17 protein-coding genes are annotated in these 18,621 nt (G+C 69.7%); 10 read left to right on the top strand and 7 right to left on the bottom strand.

What is annotated here, in order from left to right; genetic code table 11:
• Positions 1–11 precede the first annotated feature (11 nt).
• Complete coding sequence (gene ctaC, locus RCP80_RS10285; protein WP_308482787.1) at positions 12–1,046, bottom strand: aa3-type cytochrome oxidase subunit II; 1,035 nt, start codon at positions 1,044–1,046, stop codon at positions 12–14.
• A gap of 199 nt (positions 1,047–1,245) precedes the next feature.
• On the opposite strand from ctaC, the gene asnB reads away from it, so the two are divergent.
• Positions 1,246–3,189, top strand: coding sequence for an asparagine synthase (glutamine-hydrolyzing) (gene asnB, locus RCP80_RS10280; RefSeq protein WP_308482226.1), 1,944 nt, complete (start codon positions 1,246–1,248; stop codon positions 3,187–3,189).
• Positions 3,190–3,281: 92 nt separating this feature from the next.
• On the opposite strand, the gene RCP80_RS10275 is transcribed toward asnB, so the two are convergent.
• Positions 3,282–4,256: a carbohydrate kinase family protein gene (locus RCP80_RS10275; protein WP_308482225.1), complete on the bottom strand. Its 975-nt coding sequence runs from the start codon at positions 4,254–4,256 to the stop codon at positions 3,282–3,284.
• A gap of 195 nt (positions 4,257–4,451) precedes the next feature.
• On the opposite strand from RCP80_RS10275, the gene RCP80_RS10270 reads away from it, so the two are divergent.
• Positions 4,452–5,087 (top strand): Rv0361 family membrane protein, encoded by a 636-nt coding sequence (locus RCP80_RS10270; RefSeq protein ID WP_308482224.1) that lies wholly within the window; start codon positions 4,452–4,454, stop codon positions 5,085–5,087.
• A gap of 13 nt (positions 5,088–5,100) precedes the next feature.
• Here RCP80_RS10270 and RCP80_RS10265 read toward each other — a convergent pair whose 3' ends face one another.
• Positions 5,101–5,460 carry a HesB/IscA family protein gene (locus RCP80_RS10265; protein ID WP_308482223.1) on the bottom strand — a complete coding sequence of 120 codons (360 nt, stop codon included), beginning with the start codon at positions 5,458–5,460 and terminating at the stop codon, positions 5,101–5,103.
• 182 nt (positions 5,461–5,642) lie between these two features.
• On the opposite strand from RCP80_RS10265, the gene RCP80_RS10260 reads away from it, so the two are divergent.
• Genes RCP80_RS10260 through RCP80_RS10250 form a run of 3 tightly spaced genes read left to right on the top strand, consistent with a single transcriptional unit; the run spans position 5,643 to position 8,121 of the window.
• Positions 5,643–6,326, top strand: a complete 684-nt coding sequence (locus RCP80_RS10260; RefSeq protein ID WP_373693483.1) for a DUF3043 domain-containing protein — start codon at positions 5,643–5,645, stop codon at positions 6,324–6,326.
• A 20-nt stretch (positions 6,327–6,346) separates the two neighbouring features.
• Positions 6,347–7,402 (top strand): nicotinate-nucleotide--dimethylbenzimidazole phosphoribosyltransferase, encoded by a 1,056-nt coding sequence (cobT, locus tag RCP80_RS10255; protein WP_308482222.1) that lies wholly within the window; start codon positions 6,347–6,349, stop codon positions 7,400–7,402.
• Complete coding sequence (locus tag RCP80_RS10250) at positions 7,399–8,121, top strand: adenosylcobinamide-GDP ribazoletransferase (RefSeq protein ID WP_308482221.1); 723 nt, start codon at positions 7,399–7,401, stop codon at positions 8,119–8,121. Before cobT ends, RCP80_RS10250 begins: the two co-directional genes overlap by 4 nt.
• On the opposite strand, the gene RCP80_RS10245 is transcribed toward RCP80_RS10250, so the two are convergent.
• Positions 8,118–9,236 carry a branched-chain amino acid aminotransferase gene (locus RCP80_RS10245; RefSeq protein ID WP_308482220.1) on the bottom strand — a complete coding sequence of 373 codons (1,119 nt, stop codon included), beginning with the start codon at positions 9,234–9,236 and terminating at the stop codon, positions 8,118–8,120. The two genes, RCP80_RS10250 and RCP80_RS10245, sit on opposite strands and share 4 nt — an antisense overlap.
• 31 nt (positions 9,237–9,267) lie before the next feature.
• Positions 9,268–10,380 (bottom strand): glycine cleavage system aminomethyltransferase GcvT, encoded by a 1,113-nt coding sequence (gene gcvT / locus RCP80_RS10240; protein WP_308482219.1) that lies wholly within the window; start codon positions 10,378–10,380, stop codon positions 9,268–9,270.
• Between the two features lie 31 nt (positions 10,381–10,411).
• Between gcvT and RCP80_RS10235 the strand changes: the two genes are divergently transcribed.
• A complete protein-coding gene (locus RCP80_RS10235; protein WP_308482218.1) occupies positions 10,412–11,932 on the top strand; it encodes a leucyl aminopeptidase in 1,521 nt (506 codons plus the stop codon).
• Positions 11,933–11,939: 7 nt separating this feature from the next.
• Here RCP80_RS10235 and RCP80_RS10230 read toward each other — a convergent pair whose 3' ends face one another.
• Positions 11,940–13,673, bottom strand: a complete 1,734-nt coding sequence (locus RCP80_RS10230; RefSeq protein WP_308482217.1) for an SDR family oxidoreductase — start codon at positions 13,671–13,673, stop codon at positions 11,940–11,942.
• Positions 13,674–13,743: 70 nt separating this feature from the next.
• Positions 13,744–14,073 (bottom strand): oxidoreductase, encoded by a 330-nt coding sequence (locus RCP80_RS10225; RefSeq protein ID WP_308482216.1) that lies wholly within the window; start codon positions 14,071–14,073, stop codon positions 13,744–13,746.
• 163 nt (positions 14,074–14,236) lie between these two features.
• Between RCP80_RS10225 and sucB the strand changes: the two genes are divergently transcribed.
• Genes sucB through lipA form a run of 4 tightly spaced genes read left to right on the top strand, consistent with a single transcriptional unit; the run spans position 14,237 to position 18,602 of the window.
• On the top strand, positions 14,237–16,015 hold the full coding sequence (sucB, locus tag RCP80_RS10220) for a 2-oxoglutarate dehydrogenase, E2 component, dihydrolipoamide succinyltransferase (RefSeq protein WP_308482215.1): 1,779 nt from the start codon (positions 14,237–14,239) through the stop codon (positions 16,013–16,015).
• 3 nt (positions 16,016–16,018) lie between these two features.
• Complete coding sequence (locus RCP80_RS10215) at positions 16,019–16,930, top strand: TIGR01777 family oxidoreductase (protein ID WP_308482214.1); 912 nt, start codon at positions 16,019–16,021, stop codon at positions 16,928–16,930.
• Between the two features lie 26 nt (positions 16,931–16,956).
• A complete protein-coding gene (gene lipB / locus RCP80_RS10210; RefSeq protein ID WP_308482213.1) occupies positions 16,957–17,670 on the top strand; it encodes a lipoyl(octanoyl) transferase LipB in 714 nt (237 codons plus the stop codon).
• A complete protein-coding gene (gene lipA, locus RCP80_RS10205) occupies positions 17,667–18,602 on the top strand; it encodes a lipoyl synthase (RefSeq protein ID WP_308482212.1) in 936 nt (311 codons plus the stop codon). Before lipB ends, lipA begins: the two co-directional genes overlap by 4 nt.
• The last annotated feature ends 19 nt before the right edge of the window (positions 18,603–18,621 follow it).

Here is an 18,621-nt window from a genome sequence, read left to right as displayed (position 1 = left end):
GTCCTCGTCCTTTAGTTGCCCGGCGCGGACGCCAGCTCGCCGCGTCGCGTGTCAAACGGTGCAGTGGTGATGGCCAGCGGCGGCTGGTTGATGGCCTGCAATGCCTGCGCGTTGGTCTTCCCGTCGATGCGCTGCTGCAGGTAGGCCTTGAAGTCGTTCGGTTCGACGACCCGAAGCTCGAAGTTCATCATCGCGTGGTAGGTACCGCACATCTCCGCGCAACGCCCGACGAACGCACCGGTCTCGGTGATCTCGCTGACCTGGAAGATGTGTTGGGAGTTGTTCTGCACCGGGTTGGGCATGACGTCCCGCTTGAACAGGAACTCCGGCACCCAGAAGGCGTGGATGACGTCGGCCGAGGCGATCTGGAACTCGATCCGCTTGCCGGCGGGCACCACCAGGACCGGGATCTCTTCGCTGGTGCCCAGCGTCTCGACCTTGTTGTAGTTCAGGTACGAGCGGTCCTCGGGGTTCAGGCCGGCGATGGCGCCCACGGCCTGGTGCTCGCCGTCGCCGTGACTCTCCGGCTTGGACAGCACGGCCGCCTTGGCCTCGTCGTCGGCGCCCTCGTAGTTGAACGTGCCGTCGGCGTAGTTGATCTTCTGGTAGCCGAACTTCCAGTTCCACTGGAATGCGGTGACGTCGACCACGACCTCGGGGTTCGGGTCGTTGTGCATGATCTTCTCCTGCACCACCACGGTGAAGTAGAACAGCACCGAGATGATCAGGAACGGCACGACGGTCAGCACGAGCTCCAGCGGCATGTTGTAGCCGAACTGGCGCGGCAACTCGGTGTCGGTGTCCTTCTTGCGGTGGAACGCCGAGGTCCAGAACAACGCCACGTAGACCAGGCCACCGACGACGAACGCGGTGATGACCGAGCCGATCCAGAGGTTGTAGTTCGCGTGCGCCTCTGGGGTGATGCCCTTGGGCCAACCCAGCCCGATGACGTCCTGCCAGCTGCAACCGCTGAGGGTGACCGCCAGTGCGCCCAGCGTTGCCGCTAGACCCACTGTGCGGAACCGACGAGAACGGCCTTGTGGCAAGGCGAGCCCGCGGGTTTTCACGTCGGTGCCTCCTGTATGAGTTCCTGTCCATCAATCGCAGCCAAATCCGGCGCGAATCGAATACTACGCAGCGTAGACCACGCCCACTTGCCGGGCGCGACACACCTACCCGATCCGCGGTGCGCGTCCTCAGTCCTGCTGCGTGAGCACCGCCGCAAGTGCGGCATACTTGCCAACAATGTGCGGACTGCTAGCTCTGGTGTGCGACCCGGACCGGTCCGTCACCAGCGAAATCGTGGAGACCGTCGCGGGGGCCTCGCACCTGATGCGCCACCGCGGCCCCGACGAGCCCGGAACCTGGTCCGACGAGCACGTGGTGCTCGGGTTCAATCGGCTCTCGATCATCGACATCGCCCACAGCCATCAGCCGCTGCGGTGGGGCCCGCCGGAGGCGCCGCAGCGCTACGTCCTGGTGTTCAACGGCGAGATCTACAACTACCTGGAGTTGCGGGCCGAACTGAGCGCCCAATACGGCGCCGAGTTCGCCACCGAGGGCGACAGTGAGGCGATCGTCGCGGCCTATCACCACTGGGGTCCGGCGGCACTGAACCGGCTGCGCGGCATGTTCGCGTTCGCGATCTGGGACACCGAGGCCGGCGAGCTGTTCTGCGCCCGGGACCCGTTCGGCATCAAGCCGCTGTTCATGGCCACCGGTCCGGGCGGCACCGTGGTCGGTAGCGAGAAGAAGTGCCTGATGGAGCTGGCCGGTCCGCTGGGCATCGACACCACGATCGATGTCCGCGCGGTGCAGCACTACACCGTGCTGCAGTACGTGCCCGAGCCCGAAACCCTGCACCGCGGGGTGCGACGGTTGGAGTCCGGCTGCCACGCGCGCCTGCGGCCGGGCACCGCCCCCACCGTGACGCGCTACTTCGAACCGCGCTTCGAGGCGGTGCCGTTCGCCAACGGCTCCCGGCGCGGCACCGATCAGGCCCGCTACGACGAGATCACCGCGGTCCTGGAGGACTCGGTGGCCAAGCACATGCGCGCCGACGTCACCGTCGGCGCGTTCCTGTCCGGCGGGATCGATTCCACCGCGATCGCCGCGCTGGCCATCCGGCACAACCCGCGCCTGATCACGTTCACCACCGGATTCGAGCGTGAGGGCTTCTCCGAGGTCGACGTGGCTGCCGCGTCCGCGGAGGCGATCGGCGCCCGGCATGTCACCAAGGTGGTCAGCGCGGCCGAGTTCGTCGAGGCGTTGCCGCAGATCGTCTGGTATCTCGACGAGCCCGTCGCCGATCCGGCCCTGGTGCCGCTGTTCTTCATTGCCCGGGAGGCCCGCAAGCACGTCAAGGTGGTGCTCAGTGGCGAGGGTGCCGACGAACTGTTCGGCGGCTACACCATTTACCGGGAGCCGTTGTCCCTCAAGCCGTTCGACTACTTCCCGGGCCGGTTGCGCCGCTCGGTGGGCAAGATCGCGCAGCCGTTGCCGGAGGGCATGCGCGGCAAGAGCCTGCTGCACCGCGGCTCGTTGACGCTCGAGGAGCGCTACTACGGCAACGCCCGCAGCTTCAACGATGCGCAGTTGCGCGCGGTGCTGCCCGGCTTCCGCGAGGACTGGGTGCACACCGACGTCACCGCGCCGCTGTACGCCGAGTCCGCGGGCTGGGATCCGGTGGCCCGGATGCAGCACATCGACCTGTTCACCTGGCTGCGCGGCGACATCCTGGTCAAGGCCGACAAGATGACGATGGCCAACTCGCTGGAGTTGCGGGTGCCGTTCCTGGACTCCGAGGTCTTCGCGGTGGCCTCGCGGTTACCGCTGGACCAGAAGATCACCCGGACCACCACCAAGTACGCGCTGCGACGGGCCCTGGAGCCCATCGTGCCCGCCCACGTGTTGAACCGGGCCAAGCTCGGCTTCCCGGTGCCGATCCGGCACTGGTTGCGCGCCGGGGAACTGCTCGAGTGGGCGCAGCAGATGATCGCCGATTCGCAGACCGACCAGCTGATCGACCGGGCGGCCGTGCGCCGGATGCTCGACGAGCACCGCACCGGCGGCGCCGATCACAGCCGGCGGTTGTGGACGGTGCTGATCTTCATGCTCTGGCACGCGATCTTCGTCGAGCAGACCATCACCCCGCGGATCAGCGAGCCGACCTACCCCGTCGAGCTGTAACCCGCCCGCTCTTTGCGCCCAAAGGTGAGTTTGGGCCGCAAAGTGCGAGTGGTGTCCGGCAAAGCGTCAATCTGGGCGGGTGTTACCGCCAGCTAGACCAGCGCCGCGGCGATCGCGCTGGCGGCCTCGGCACCATAGGCGTCCTTGATCCGGGCCAGACCCGCATCCCGGTCCCAGGCCCACTCCTGGGTGCCGTCGGTCTCGAGCACCAGCACCGCGATCAACGAGCCGAGTTGCGCGCACTGCTCGTGCGCCAGCCCCGCGCTGCGGCCGGTCAGGAAGCCGGCCCGGAACGCGTCGCCGACACCGGTCGGGTCGGTGCGGACGGTTTCGGCCACGACACCGACGTGCAGCGTCGTCCCGTCGGGTTGCACCACGTCGACGCCCTTGGCGCCGAGCGTGGTGATCCGCAGGCCGATCTGGGCCATCACCTCGGCCTCGGTCCAGCCGGACTTGCTCAGCAGCAGATCCCACTCGTAGTCGTTGGTGAACAGGATCTCCGCGCCGTCGATCAGCGCGCGGATCTCCTCCCCCGACAGCCGGGCGAGTTGCTGGGACGGGTCGGCCGCAAAGGGCAGGCCGAGCTTGCGGCATTCCTCGGTGTGGGCGAACATCGCCGCCGGATCGTTGGCGCCGATGATCACCAATTCCGGTGCGCCGCTGGCGGAGACGTAGTCGGCGAGCGAGATGTTGCGGGCTTCCGACATCGCGCCCGGATAGAACGAGGCGATCTGGGCCATGTCCTGGTCGGTGGTGCAGACGAAGCGCGCGGTGTGCGCGGTCTTCGACTCGAGCACGTGATTGCAGTCCACCCCGGAGTCCTCGAGCCATTTCCGGTACTCACCGAAGTCCACGCCGGCCGCGCCGATCAGCGCGGCTTCGCCGCCGAGCACCCCGATCGCGTAGGCCATGTTGCCCGCGACACCGCCGCGACGCACCACCAGATCGTCGACGAGGAAGCTCAGCGACACTTTCTGCAGGTGCTCGGCCAACAACTGTTCCGAGAACTTGCCCGGGAACCTCATCAGATGGTCAGTTGCGATCGAGCCGGTCACAGCAATTGTCACGAACGGGTCCGCCCTTCATCGATAGTCGATCTATCCAAGCCTATCGGCCGCCGCGGTCACATTGGCCGGTGCCGAGTTGCGATAACCTGCCTAGCAGAGCCAGTCTGCATACCGCGTCCGCGCAGTCGAACGCCGTTGGCGCGGAATGGTTCGACCACGTTCACCCGACTCCCGCACCGCATGGGAAGGAAAGCCATGGCCGGCCCGTATCCGCCGCACCAGGGTACCGACCCATCCGGGCCCTACCCGGTGCCGCCCACCTATGGGCCCAATTACGGCGGTTCGGCCGACGGGGCCTACCCCACCCCACTGCCGCCGCCGGTGCCGTTCCCGAAGGCGCCGCGCTGGCCGTTGCTGGTCGCGGGGCTGGTGACGGTGGCGGCGGTGGCCGGCATCGTGGTGGCGCTGGTGTTCGCCGGTGGCGAGAAGTCGACGTCGACGACGACGGGTCCGGCGATCACCGCCGAGAGTGCGCAGGAGGCCATCCAGACCTACCTCGACGCGCTGTCGAACAAGGATTTGGAAGTGATTGCCCGCAACACGCTGTGCGGGATCTACGAGGGAGTCAAGGACCGGCGGTCCGACGACGCGCTGGCGAAGATGTCCAGCGACGCGTTCGAGAAGCAGTTCTCCGAGGCCGAGGTGACCTCGGTGGACGCGATCGTCTACGCGTCCCCGAACGCCGCTCAGGTGCTGTTCACGATGCGCACCGAGCCGGCCCGCGGAACCCGCGGCGGCCCGGCAGAACGCCAGGGTGTGGCCCAATTGCTGAGCTACGACAACCAGATCCTGGTGTGTTCCTACGTCCTGCGGACGGCCGGGGCCTTCTAGCGGTCGGTGGCGCTCAGTTGAACGAGTCCCCGCATGCGCACGAGCCCGTGGCCTGGGGGTTGTCGATGGTGAAGCCCTGCTTCTCGATGGTGTCGACGAAATCGATCGAGGCGCCCTGGATGTACGGTGCGCTCATCCGGTCGACCGTCAGGTTGACGCCGTCGAACTCGGCGGTGAGGTCGCCGTCCAGGGTCCGATCGTCGAAGTACAAGTTGTAGCGCAGGCCGGCGCAGCCACCCGGCTGCACGGCGATCCGCAGCGCCAAGTCGTCGCGGCCCTCCTGCTCGAGCAGGGACTTCGCCTTGGCGGCAGCGGCAGCGGTCAGGGTCGCACCGTGCGTCGTGGTGGTCGCCGACTCGTCCTGAACAGTCATTACCTTCTCCTCGGGTTCCCTCGCGGGGTCGCTTACCGGTGGGCAGGGTCCGTTGACCCCATTACCACCAATGCTTCTAACGGTACCTCCTCGCCGCGCTATTCCCGTAGTCCCGCGGCGATCGGCCGCGCCCCGACGGGTGCGTGCCGGACGCCCAACGGGAGCGAAGTAACCTGGCAGGCGTGAAGCTGCTGGGTCGAAAGAACGGCGACGGCGACACCAACCCGGCCGACGAACCTGGTTCGGAGTCGACCGTCGAGAAAATCGCGGGTGTCGAGGCGGCCGGATCGGCCAAGACCACCGCACCCAAGGGTCGCCCGACGCCCAAGCGTGACGAGCGCCGCCGTCGCGGCCCGATCGCGCCGGCCCCGATGACCACGGCCGAGGCCCGCAAGCGACGCAAGGCGATGGCCGGCCCCAAGCTGCCCAAGGCCGAGCGCAAGGCCGAGCGGCTGGAGCGTCGCGCCCGGCTGAACGAGAACCGCGCGCGGATGATGGCCGGCGAGGAAGGCTACCTGCTGCCGCGCGACAAGGGCCCCGTCCGCAAGTACGTCCGAGACCTGGTCGACTCGCGCTACAACGTGCTGGGTCTGTTCATGCCCGCGGCCCTGCTGATGATCTTCTCGATGCTCGCGGTGCCGCAGGTGCAGTACTACATCTCCCCCGCCATGCTGATCCTGATGGCGATGATGGCCATCGACGCCATCGTGCTGTCCCGCCGGGTCAACAAGGCGGTCGACGAGAAGTTCCCGGACAACACCGAGAGCAATTGGCGGCTGGGCTTCTACGCCGCCGGCCGCGCCTCGCAGCTGCGCCGGATGCGCGCCCCGAAGCCGCAGGTCAACCGCGGCGACAAGATCTCCTGACCGACTATGGCGGCAGCCTGATGGCCACACCGGCATTTTCCGACGTGGTCGCGCCGGATGCCGAGGTGGCCGCGGCAGCGCGCGCCCGGCAGGATCGTCTGACCAAACCGGCGGGTTCGCTGGGGCGCCTCGAAGAGTTGTCGGTGTGGGCCGCGTCCTGCCAGGGGCATTGCCCGCCAAGGCAATTCGAACGTGCGCGGGTGGTGGTGTTCTGCGGCGATCACGGCGTCGCCCGATCCGGGGTGTCGGCGTATCCGCCGGAGGTCACGGCCCAGATGGTGGCCAACATCGCCGCTGGCGGCGCGGCCATCAACGTGCTCGCCGAAATCGCCGGCGCCGGGGTGCGGGTGGTGGACATCGCCGTCGACAGCGCGGCCGCCGGCCCCGCGACAGCCGCGTACAAGGTGCGCCGCTCCAGCGGCGACATCGCCGTCGCCGACGCCCTGAGCCCAGACGAGGTCGAGGCCGCGGTCACCGCCGGTCAGCGCATCGCCGACGAGGAGGTCGACGCCGGGGCCGACCTGCTGATCGCCGGCGACATGGGCATCGGGAACACCACCGCGGCAACGGTTTTGGTGTGCGCACTGACCAGCACCGAACCGGTGGCGGTGATCGGCCGCGGCACCGGCATCGACGACGACGGCTGGATGCGCAAGACCGCCGCGGTGCGCGATGCGCTCTACCGCGCCCATCCGGTGCGCTCCGATCCGCTGGGGCTGCTGCGGGTGGCCGGCGGCGCCGACCTGGCCGCGATGGCCGGGTTCCTGGCCCAGGCCGCGGTGCGTCGCACCCCGGTGCTGCTCGACGGCGTCGTGGTCAGCGCCGCCGCGCTGGTGGCCGAACGGTTGGCCCCCGGCGCGCGCGCCTGGTGGCAGGCCGGTCACCGCTCCACCGAACCGGCGCACACCCTGGCGCTGACGCAGCTGCAACTCGAGCCCCTCCTCGACCTGAACATGCGCCTCGGCGAGGGCACCGGCGCGGTGCTGGCGCTGCCGCTGGTGCGCGCGGCCGTGGCGACGCTGGCATCGATGGCGACCTTCGACTCGGCCGGGATATCCGGGCAATCGGATTCGTGATCGGCGCGCTGCGGGGCAGTTTCGCGTTCGCGACGGTGCTGCCGGTGCCCGGCGGCGCGTTCGGTCGGGGCGCGGTGACGGCGCTTCCGGTGGTGGGTCTGGCGCTGGGCGCCCTGGCCGCGGGCACCGCCTGGGCGGGGTCCGCGATGTTCGGCACCGGCAACCCGATCGCCGGGCTGCTCGCGGTGGCCGTGCTGTTGTTGGCCACCCGCGGCCTGCACCTCGACGGGCTGGCCGACACCGCCGACGGCCTGGGCTGCTACGGGCCCCCGCAGCGGGCGCTGGCCATCATGCGCGAGGGCACGGCCGGACCGTTCGGGGTGGCCGCCGTGGTGGTGGCGATCGGGCTGCAGGCCCTGGCGTTCGCCGAACTGAGCGTGCTCGGGATCGTCGTCGCCGTGACCGCGGGCCGGGTCGCGGCGGTGCTGGTGTGCCGACGCGGCGTGCCGGCCGCCGACGGCAGCACCCTGGGCGCCCTGGCCGCGGGCACCCAACCGCGGTGGATCGTCGCGGTGTGGGTGCTCGCACTGGCCGCCGGTGCCGCCTTCGCCGCGCCGCGGCCCTGGCACGGTCCGGTCACGGTGCTGGTCGTGCTGGTGCTGGTGGCGCTGCTGGTGGCGCACTGCGTGCGCCGCTTCGGCGGGATCACCGGCGACGTGCTCGGCGCCGCGGTCGAGACGGCGACCACGCTCACCGCCCTCGGCCTGGCGATCGGCTAGCTCAGACGCGCCATCCAGCCGTGGGTGTCGGCGAAGGTGCCGCGCTGAATACCGGTCAGGGTGTCGCGCAATGCCATCGTCACCTCGCCGGGTTCGCCGTCGGCGATGGTGAATTCGGTCTCCCCGCCGCCACCGTCGCTGTGCTTGACCACCGACACCGGGGTGATCACCGCGGCGGTGCCGCACGCGAAAACCTCGGTGATCTCGCCGTCGGCGGCGCCCTTGCGCAGTTCCTCGACGTCGATCTTGCGTTCCTCGATGGCGAAGCCCGCGTCGGTGGCCAACTGCAGCAACGAATCTCGGGTGATGCCCGGCAGCAGCGAGCCGGACAGCTCCGGTGTCACCAGCCGCGCCGAGCCGCCGCTGCCGAACACGAAGAACAGGTTCATCCCGCCCATCTCCTCGATGTAGCGGCGTTCGATCGCGTCGAGCCAGACCACCTGATCGCAGCCGTGTTCGGCGGCCTCGGCCTGCGCCAGCAACGAGGCGGCGTAGTTGCCGCCGAACTTGGCCGCGCCGGTGCCGCCCGGGCTGGCGCGGACATATTCGGTGGACAGCCACACGCTGACCGGTTTGACCCCGCCCTTGAAGTAGGCCCCGGCCGGCGATCCGATCACCAGGTAGCGGTAGTCGTTCGACGGCCGGACCCCCAGGCCGGGCTCGGTCGCGAAGATGAACGGCCGCAGGTACAGCGACTCCTCGCCCCCGGCCGGCGGCACCCAGGCGCCGTCGACCGCGATGAGCTGCCGCAGCGACTCGAGGAACACGTCCTCCGGCAGTTCCGGGATGGCCAGCCGGCGCGCCGAGGTGCGCAGCCGCGCCGCGTTGGCCTCGGGACGAAACGACACGATGGTGTCGTCGGCCCAGCGGTAGGCCTTCAGCCCCTCGAAGATCTCCTGCGCGTAGTGCAGCACGATGGCCGACGGGTCCAGCTCGATCGGCCCGTACGGCAGCACCTGCGCGTCGTGCCAGCGGCCGTCGCTGTAGTTGATCGACACCATGTGGTCGGTGTGATACCGCCCGAATCCGGGATCGGCCAGCAGCTTCGCCCGTACCTCGTCGCTTGCCGGGCTGGGATGGCGGGCAAGCGAGAACTCGAGAGGGCCGTTGGTCATGAGAGGAATTGTATAACCGAGCGCCACCGAGTTACCGGGGGCTGACATCGACGAAGGGCGGCCGGACGACCTCGCATTCCAGCGCGCGTCCCCGCACGTCGACGGTGACCGTTGCGCCGTCGTCAATTCCGGCGGCGGTGTCGATGAGCGCCAGGGCGATGCCGGTTTTCAGCGTCGGGGAGAACGTCCCCGAGGTGGTGACACCGACCTCGGCGCCCGCGGACAGCACGGTCAACTCGGGTCGCAGCACCCCGCGGCCGACGGCCTTGAGGCCGCGCACCAGCCGGCTCGGTCCGGCCTGCTTCTCGGCCAGCAGCGCCGCGCGACCCCAGAACTGCTCCTTCTTCCATCCGATCGCCCACCCGCAGCGGGCCTGCACCGGCGTGATCTGCAGCGACAATTCGTGGCCGTGCAGCGGATAGCCCATCTCGGTGCGCAGGGTGTCGCGCGCGCCCAGGCCCGCGAGTTCGCCGCCGGCGTCGCTGACCGCGGACACCAGCGCGTCGAAGACCGGCGCGGCCGAATCCCACGGCGGCAACAACTCGTAGCCGTGCTCACCGGTGTAGCCGGTGCGGCACACCCGCACGGGCACCCGAGCGTATTCGGCGTCGACGTAGCCCATGTAGTCCATGTCGGTGGGCAGCCCCAGCGCCGTGAGCACCTCGGCCGAGCGGGGCCCCTGCACCGCCAGCACGGCCAGCGACCGATGCTCGTCGGTGACGGTGACACCTTGGGGCGCAGCGGCTCTCAGCGCTGCGACGACGGCGGCGGTGTTCGCGGCATTGGGCACCAGGAAGATCTCGTCGGGCCCGACGTAATAGGCGATCAAATCGTCGATGACGCCGCCGGTTTCGGTGCAGCACATCGTGTATTGCGCCTTGCCGGGCCCGATCCGGTCCAGGTCGTTGGTGAACGAGGCGTTGACGAACTTTGCCGCACCGGGGCCCTTTACCGACGCCTTGCCCAGGTGGCTGACGTCGAAGAGCCCGACGGCGGTGCGGGTCGCGTTGTGCTCGCTGACGGTCCCGGCATAGGACACCGGCATCGACCACCCGCCGAACTCGGCGAAACTGGCCCCGAGTTCGCGGTGGCGGTCCTCGAGCGGTCCGTGCAATAGGTCACCTGAGTTGTCGGTCACGGCCATCCACCCTAGTCACCTCGATAGGGTGAAGACCGTGAGCACTGAACTTGGTTACCAGTCCCCCGCCGTCACCGTCGCCAAAACGCTGCCCGACCGCGCCGCGGACCCGGCCGTGCTGATCGTCGGTGTGGTCAGCGGCGATCCGGACAACCCCGAGGCCACGGCCACGGTGGTCGGCAGCGACGTCCTGGACGCGGCGGCCATCGCCGAGATCGAGTCGGCGTGCGCGGCCCTGGGCGCCAAGGGCGGCGTCGATCAGGTCAGCCGCGTGGTGGTGCCCTCGCTTCCGGTGGCCAGCGTGCTGGCCGTCGGGCTGGGCAAACCGCGGGACCAGTGGCCGGCCGAGGTCATCCGGCAGGCCGCCGGGACCGCGGCCCGCTCGCTCAACGGCACCGAGGCGGTGATCAGCACGCTGGGCGGGCTGGACCTGGAGGCGACGGTCGAGGGCCTGATCCTGGGTGCCTACCGCTTCACCGAGTTTCGCAGCGCCAAGACCGCACCGAAGGACACCGGCCTGCGGTCGATCACCGTGCTGTCGAAGGCCAAGGACGCGCAGCAGCGGGCCGCGCGCGCGGCCGCGGTCGCCGGGGCGGTGGCCACCGCCCGGGACTTCGTCAACACCCCGCCGAGCCACCTGTTCCCCGCGGAGTTCGCCAAACGCGCCAAGGCGCTGGGCAAGGCGGCGGGCCTCGAGGTCGAGGTGCTGAGTCGAAAGGCGCTCGAGGAGAACGGGTTCGGCGGGATCGTCGGGGTTGGGCAGGGCTCGTCGCGGCCGCCGCGGCTGGTGCGGCTGATCCATCGGTCCGGCCGCGAGGACGCCAAGACCGTCGCGCTGGTGGGCAAGGGCGTCACGTTCGACACCGGCGGCATCTCGATCAAGCCGGCCGCGTCCATGCATCACATGACCTCCGACATGGGCGGGGCGGCCGCGGTGATCGCCACCGTGGTGCTGGCCGCGCGACTCAAGCTGCCCATCGACGTGATCGCGACGGTGCCGATGGCCGAGAACATGCCGTCGTCGACCGCGCAGCGCCCCGGCGACGTGCTCACCCAGTACGGCGGGACCACGGTCGAGGTGCTCAACACCGACGCCGAGGGCCGGTTGATCCTGGCCGATGCGATCGTGCGGGCCTGTGAGGACGATCCGGACTACCTGATCGAGACCTCGACCTTGACCGGCGCCCAAACCGTGGCCCTGGGTGCGCGGATCCCCGGCGTGATGGGCTCCGAGGAATTCCGCGACCGGGTCGCCGAACTGTCCCAGGGGGTCGGCGAGAACGGCTGGCCGATGCCGCTGCCGGATGAACTCAAGGACGAGCTCAAGTCCACCGTCGCCGACCTGGCGAACGTCGGCTCGTCACGGTTCGCCGGGATGCTGGTCGCCGGCGTGTATCTGCGCGAGTTCGTCGCGGACGGGGTCCAGTGGGTGCACATCGACATCGCCGGCCCGTCCTACAACACCGGCGGTCCGTGGGGCTACACCCCCAAGGGCGGCACCGGGGTGCCGACCCGGACCATGCTCGCGGTCCTCGAGGACATCGCCGAGAAGGGCTAGCGGGCCCCTAGAAGGCCTCCGCGCGCGCGGCGCGGCGCAGCGCCCCGGGCAGCAGTCGCGACAGGCCGTAGACCACCTGCGCTTCGGGCGTGACCGGCAGGATCGCGGTGTCGTTGCGGACCGCGGCCAGGATGGCCTTGGCCGCCTTGTCCGCGCTGTAGCCGCGCCGCAGGAACACCTTCTGGGCACGGGCCCGGGCGGCCTCACCCGCGTCGGGGTCGATGTCGAAGCGGGTGGCCGCCACGATGTTGGTGTCGACCGCACCCGGGCACACCGTGGTCAAACCGATTCCCGCGGAGGCTAATTCGGCCCGCAGACAGTCGGAGAACATGTACACCGCGGCCTTGGAGGTGCAATAGGCGTTCATCGACCCGAACGGCGCATAGGCGGCCATCGAGGCGATGTTGACCAGATGACCACCAGTGCCCTGCTGCACCATCTTGGCCGCGAACGCCCGGCACCCGTTGACCACGCCGCCGAGGTTGACGTCGAGCACCCGGTCGAACTCCGCCGGCGGGGTGTCCAGGAACGGGCCCGCCTGCCCGACCCCGGCGTTGTTGACCACGACGTCGGGCACGCCGTGGGTGGCGCAGACCTCGTCGGCGAAGCGCTGCACCGCCTCGGCGTCGGCGACGTCGAGCACGTAGGCGTGTGCGGCGCCGCCGCGGGCGGTGACGGTCGCGGCCGTCTGCTTGGCGCCGGCCTCGTCGATGTCGCTGACGATGACCTCGGCCCCCTCGGCGGCGAACGCCAGCGCGGTCGCGCGGCCGATGCCGCTGCCGGCCCCGGTCACCGAGACCAGGGTGTCGCCGAACAGGCCGCGGACCCGGCCCACCTCGGCGCGGCGCAGCGCCCGGGCGGCGGGGGCGCCCTCGAGGTGGTCGACGAGTTCGACGACGGCCCGCGCAATGGCCGGGGCGTGCGAGAACGGCGCCCAGTGCCCGGCCTTGAGGTCACGACGCCACAGCCGCGACGTCCACTTCGCCTCGTCGGTGAAGCCGTACCCGCGTACCACCGGGTCGTTGTCGTTGCAGATGAGCTGCACGGGAACCGACACGTAGTGATCGCGGCGCACGGTCGGCGCCCGAAACGCGATGGCGCGGTAGATCTTCATCGAGTTGGCGGCGTCGTCATCGAAGTTCTCGCCGCGGTATTTCGGTGCGCCCGGCGAATCCTTGGCCTGCAGCCGGCGGGCCAGCCCGGCCCGCATCGCGGCCGGCGCCAGCACCGGGACCGAGAACGGGAACCAGTAGGCCATCCGCGCGGCCAGTCCGACGGCGCGCGCGAATCGCAGCGGCCGGTACGGCCGGGTCAGCCCGTCGAAGATGAACGCGCCGTAGTGGTCGGTGCTCGGGCCCGACACCGAGGTGAACGATGCCACCGTCGCGGTGGCCGCCGGCCGGCTCAAGTACTCCCAGGTGGCCACCGAACCCCAGTCGTGGGCCAACACGTGCACGGGCACCCCGGGACTCAGTTCGGCGACCACGGCCGCGAAGTCGTCGGCGAGTCGGGCCATGGTGTACTCGCGCACCGGCCTCGGGACGGTCGAGGCGCCCACACCGCGGTTGTCGTAGCGGATGATGCGGAACCGATCCGAGAGTTCGGCGACCACGCCGTCCCACAGCGCGTGCGAGTCGGGCCAGCCGTGCGCCATCACCAGCGGCGGGCCGTCCGGGTTGCCCTCCTCGTAGACCGCGATCCGAATGCCGTCGCCGGCGTCCACGTAGCGCGCACTGGTCATCCCTGACTCTCCCGTCGTTCCATGCCTGCCAGTACCTCATACCGCCGGTAACGGGATGTCAAGGGATCGGTCAGCTCTCGAGTTCCCTGCGCAGCGCCCTCTTGCGTTCGATCCGCCGACGCGCGTCGAAGTCCCGCATCCGCTGCGGGTAACCCACCTTCTGCACGTCGTAGACCGGAATGCGCAACTGCGCAGACAACCGTTGCGCGCCGACCTCCCCGACGCTGCGCCGCGTCCATTCGCCGTCGCTGGCCACCAGGCACGCGGTCACGTCGGTGACCGTGGTTTTCGGCTCGATGTAGGCCTCCACACCGTGGTGCGAGGCCACCCAGTCACGCAGGTAGGCCACCTCTGCGGAGCCGCGTCTGCCGGACCTCCGGAAGCGGTCGAAAAAACCCATGTTTCGATAGTGCCAGAGTCTGCTTTCAGCCCGAGTTCGTGACAGAACCCACGCAGTGACAGGATGGATGCCCGACGATCCCCATCGGTTCCCGGCAGCGCTCACAAGGCTGTGGTAAGCCAGAGGACAACCGGTGCAAACGACCTTCGAGGAGTCAGCTGACATGTCCGTGTCCGTACAGATGCCCGAACTCGGAGAGAGCGTTACCGAAGGTACCGTCACGCGCTGGCTCAAGCAGGAGGGCGACACGGTCGAGGTCGACGAGCCCCTGCTCGAAGTCTCCACCGACAAGGTCGACACCGAGATCCCCTCGCCGGTCGCCGGTGTCCTGACCAAGATCGTGGCCCAGGAGGACGACACCGTCGAGGTCGGCGGCGAACTCGCCGTCATCGGCGACGCCGACGACGACAGCGCTGCCGGCGGCGACGCCGATGCTTCCGAGGAGCAGTCCGAGCCCGAGCCCGAGCCGGAACCCGAACCAGAGCCGCAGTCCGAGCCGGAACCCGCGCCCGCCGCCAAGGCCGAACCCTCCTCCGGTGGCGGTTCCGGGACCTCGGTGACCATGCCCGAACTCGGCGAGTCCGTCACCGAGGGCACCGTGACCCGCTGGCTGAAGAAGGTCGGCGACTCCGTCGAGGTGGACGAGCCGTTGCTCGAGGTGTCCACGGACAAGGTCGACACCGAGATCCCGTCGCCGGTGGCCGGCACCCTGCTGTCGATCGCCGCCGAGGAGGACGACACCGTCGAGGTGGGCGGCGAGCTCGCCGTGATCGGCGACCAGGACGCCGCACCCGCGGAGTCCAAGCCGGAACCCGAGCCGGAACCCGAGCCCGAGCCGGAGCCGGAGCCGGAGCCGGAACCCGAGCCCGAACCGGAGCCCAAGGCCAAGCCGGCCGAGGAAGCCAAGCCGGAACCGGCCGCCACTCCCAAGCCGGAACCCAAGCCCGAGCCCAAGCCCGCCGCTGCGGCGGCCGCGCCGGCCGGCGAGTCCGACAGCACGCCCTATGTCACGCCGCTGGTGCGCAAGCTGGCCGTGGAGAACGACGTCGACCTGGCGTCGGTCAAGGGCACCGGCGTCGGCGGACGCATTCGCAAGCAGGACGTGCTGGCCGCCGCGGAGGCCAAGAAGGCTCCGGCCGCGCCGGCACCGGCGGCGCCGTCCGCTCCCGCGGCCAGCGCGGCTCCGGCGGCGTCGACCGCTCCGAGCCCGCTGGCACACCTGCGCGGCAGCACGCAGAAGGCCAATCGGATTCGGCAGATCACCGCCAAGAAGACCCGCGAGTCGCTGCAGGCCACCGCGCAGCTGACGCAGACCCACGAGGTCGACATGACCAAGATCGTGGCGCTGCGGACCAGGGCCAAGCAGGAGTTCAGCGAACGCGAGGGAGTGAACCTGACCTACCTGCCGTTCATCGCCCGCGCGGTGATCGACGCGCTCAAGGCTCATCCGAACATCAATGCCAGCTACGACGAGGACAAGAAGGAGATCACCTACTTCGACGCCGAGCACCTCGGCTTCGCCGTCGACACCGAGCAGGGCCTGCTCTCGCCGGTGGTGCACAACGCCGGCGATCTGTCGCTGGCCGGGCTGGCCCGCGCCATCCACGACATCGCCAACCGGGCCCGCACCGGCAAGCTCAAGCCCGACGAGCTGTCCGGTGGCACGTTCACCATCACCAACATCGGCAGCCAGGGCGCGCTGTTCGACACCCCGATCCTGGTGCCGCCGCAGGCCGCGATGCTGGGCACCGGCGCGATCGTCAAGCGCCCGCGGGTGGTGGTCGACGAGACCGGCAACGAGTCCATCGGCGTGCGGTCCATCTGCTACCTGCCGCTGACCTACGACCACCGGCTGATCGACGGCGCCGACGCGGGCCGCTTCCTGACCACCATCAAGAAGAGACTCGAGGAAGGTGCGTTCGAGGCCGACCTGGGGCTCTAGCCGGTGGCCGGGCAAGCAGCCACCGCCGTTGCGATCGCCGGTTCCTCCGGGCTGATCGGCTCGGCGCTGACCTCGGCGTTGCGCGCCGACGGTCACCGCGTGACCCGACTGGTGCGGCGGGCACCGTCGAACCCGGATGAGCGGTACTGGAATCCCGATACCGGTGAACTCGATCCCGACGATCTGTCCGGCGTCGACGCCGTCGTCAACCTGTGCGGCGTCAACGTCGGCGGTCGCCGGTGGTCGGGCGCGTTCAAACAGAGCCTGCGCGACAGCCGGATCGAACCCACCGAGGTGCTCGCGGCGGCCGTCGCGCGCACCGGGGTGCCCACGCTGATCAACGCCAGCGCGGTGGGCTACTACGGGGACACCCGCGATCGCACGGTCGACGAAAGTGCCCCGGCCGGCACGGGTTTCCTGGCCAGGTTGTGTCAGGACTGGGAGGCCGCAACCCAGGCCGCCACCGCGGCGGGCGCCCGGGTGGTGTTGGCGCGCACGGGCCTGGTGCTCTCCCCCGCCGGCGGCCTGGTGGCCCGGTTGCGGCCGCTCTTTGCGCTCGGCCTGGGCGCCCGGCTGGGCAATGGGCGGCAGTACATGCCGTGGATCACCCTGGTCGACGAGGTGCGCGCACTTCGCTTCGCGCTCACCAACTCCGAGCTGTCCGGGCCGGTCAACCTCACCGGACCCGCCCCGGTCACCAACGCGCAGTTCACCGCGGCTTTGGGTCGGGCGCTGAATCGCCCGACGCTGCTGGCGATTCCGGGATTCGCCGCCCGGATCGCGATGGGCGACTTCGCCGACGAGGGGCTGTTGACGGGGCAGCGGGCCATCCCGGCGGCGCTGGAGCGGGCCGGCTTCGGGTTCGAGCACAACACCATCGGCGAGGCGCTGTCCTATGTGATGCGGCGGGCCTAGGTGCCGCTGCGAGTACTGTGAATCCCATGACCACGGCCTCGATTCGAGCGGCGAGCACGCCGATCGAGGTGCGCGAGTTGGGTCGCATCGACTATCAGGACGCCTGGCAATTGCAGCGGGAATGCGCCGACGCCCGAGTGGCCGGCGGGCCCGACACGCTGCTGTTGCTCGAGCATCCGCCGGTCTACACCGCGGGACGCCGTACCGAGGCCCATGAGCGCCCGGTGGACGGCACCCCGGTGGTCGACACCGACCGCGGCGGCAAGATCACCTGGCACGGGCCCGGACAATTGGTGGGCTATCCCATCATCGGCCTGGCCGAGCCGCTGGATGTGGTGAATTTCGTTCGGCGCCTGGAGGAATCGCTGATCAGCGTGTGCACCGGGCTCGGACTCGACGCCGGCCGGGTCGAGGGCCGCTCGGGGGTCTGGCTGCCCGAACAGGTCGTCGGCGGCGTCCCACGGCCGGAGCGCAAGATCGGCGCGATCGGCATCCGCGTCGCGCGGGCGGTGACGTTGCACGGCTTCGCATTGAACTGTGACTGTGACCTGAACGCGTTCGGCGCCATCGTGCCGTGCGGGATCGCCGATGCGGGGGTCAGTTCGCTCTCGGCCGAACTGGGCCGACCCGTCGGGGTCGCCGAGGTGCGCCGGCAGGTCAGCGACGCGGTGTGCGACGCGCTGGACGGACTGTTGCCGGTCCAGCGCAAAGAGTCGCACCGCGTAGCATCATCGTTGTGAGTGTCGATCCCGGTAACCGCAAGCTGCTTCGTCTCGAGGTTCGCAACGCCGAGACCCCGATCGAGCGCAAACCGCCGTGGATCAAGACCCGCGCCCGGATGGGACCGGAGTACACCGCACTCAAAGCGCTGGTCAAGCGCGAGGGCCTGCACACCGTGTGTGAGGAAGCGGGCTGCCCCAACATCTACGAGTGCTGGGAAGACCGCGAGGCGACGTTCCTGATCGGCGGCGAACAATGCACCCGCCGGTGTGACTTCTGCCAGATCGACACCGGCAAGCCGGCCGAACTCGACCGCGACGAGCCGCGCCGGGTCGCCGAAAGCGTGGCCGCGATGGGCCTGCGGTACTCGACGGTCACCGGCGTGGCCCGCGACGATCTGCCCGACGGCGGCGCCTGGCTGTACGCCGAGACGGTGCGCGCGATCAAGGCGCTCAATCCCGGCACCGGGGTGGAGCTGCTCATCCCGGACTTCAACGGCATCCCCGAGCAGCTGGCCGAGGTGTTCGAGACGCGCCCAGAGGTGTTGGCGCACAACGTCGAGACCGTGCCGCGGATCTTCAAGCGCATCCGTCCGGCGTTTCGCTACCAGCGCAGCCTGGACGTGCTGAGCGCCGCGCGCGAGGACGGCCTGGTCACCAAGTCCAACCTGATCCTCGGCATGGGCGAGACCCCCGACGAGGTCGAGACCGCGCTGCGCGATCTGCATGGGGCCGGCTGCGACATCGTCACCATCACCCAGTACCTGCGGCCTTCGGTGCGCCACCATCCGATCGCGCGCTGGGTCAAGCCCGAGGAATTCGTCGAGCATGCCGCGTTCGCCGAGCGTCTCGGCTTCGCCGGAGTACTCGCCGGTCCACTGGTGCGCTCCTCTTACCGCGCCGGCCGCCTCTACGCCCAGGCCGTCGAGCAGCGCACCGCTGCCAAGCACTAATTTTCAGCCCTTATCCTTG

It is taken from the genome of Mycolicibacterium sp. MU0053 (assembly GCF_963378095.1).
GTDB classification, from domain to species: domain Bacteria; phylum Actinomycetota; class Actinomycetes; order Mycobacteriales; family Mycobacteriaceae; genus Mycobacterium; species Mycobacterium burgundiense.
This window is presented reverse-complemented; position numbering and strand designations above follow the sequence as displayed.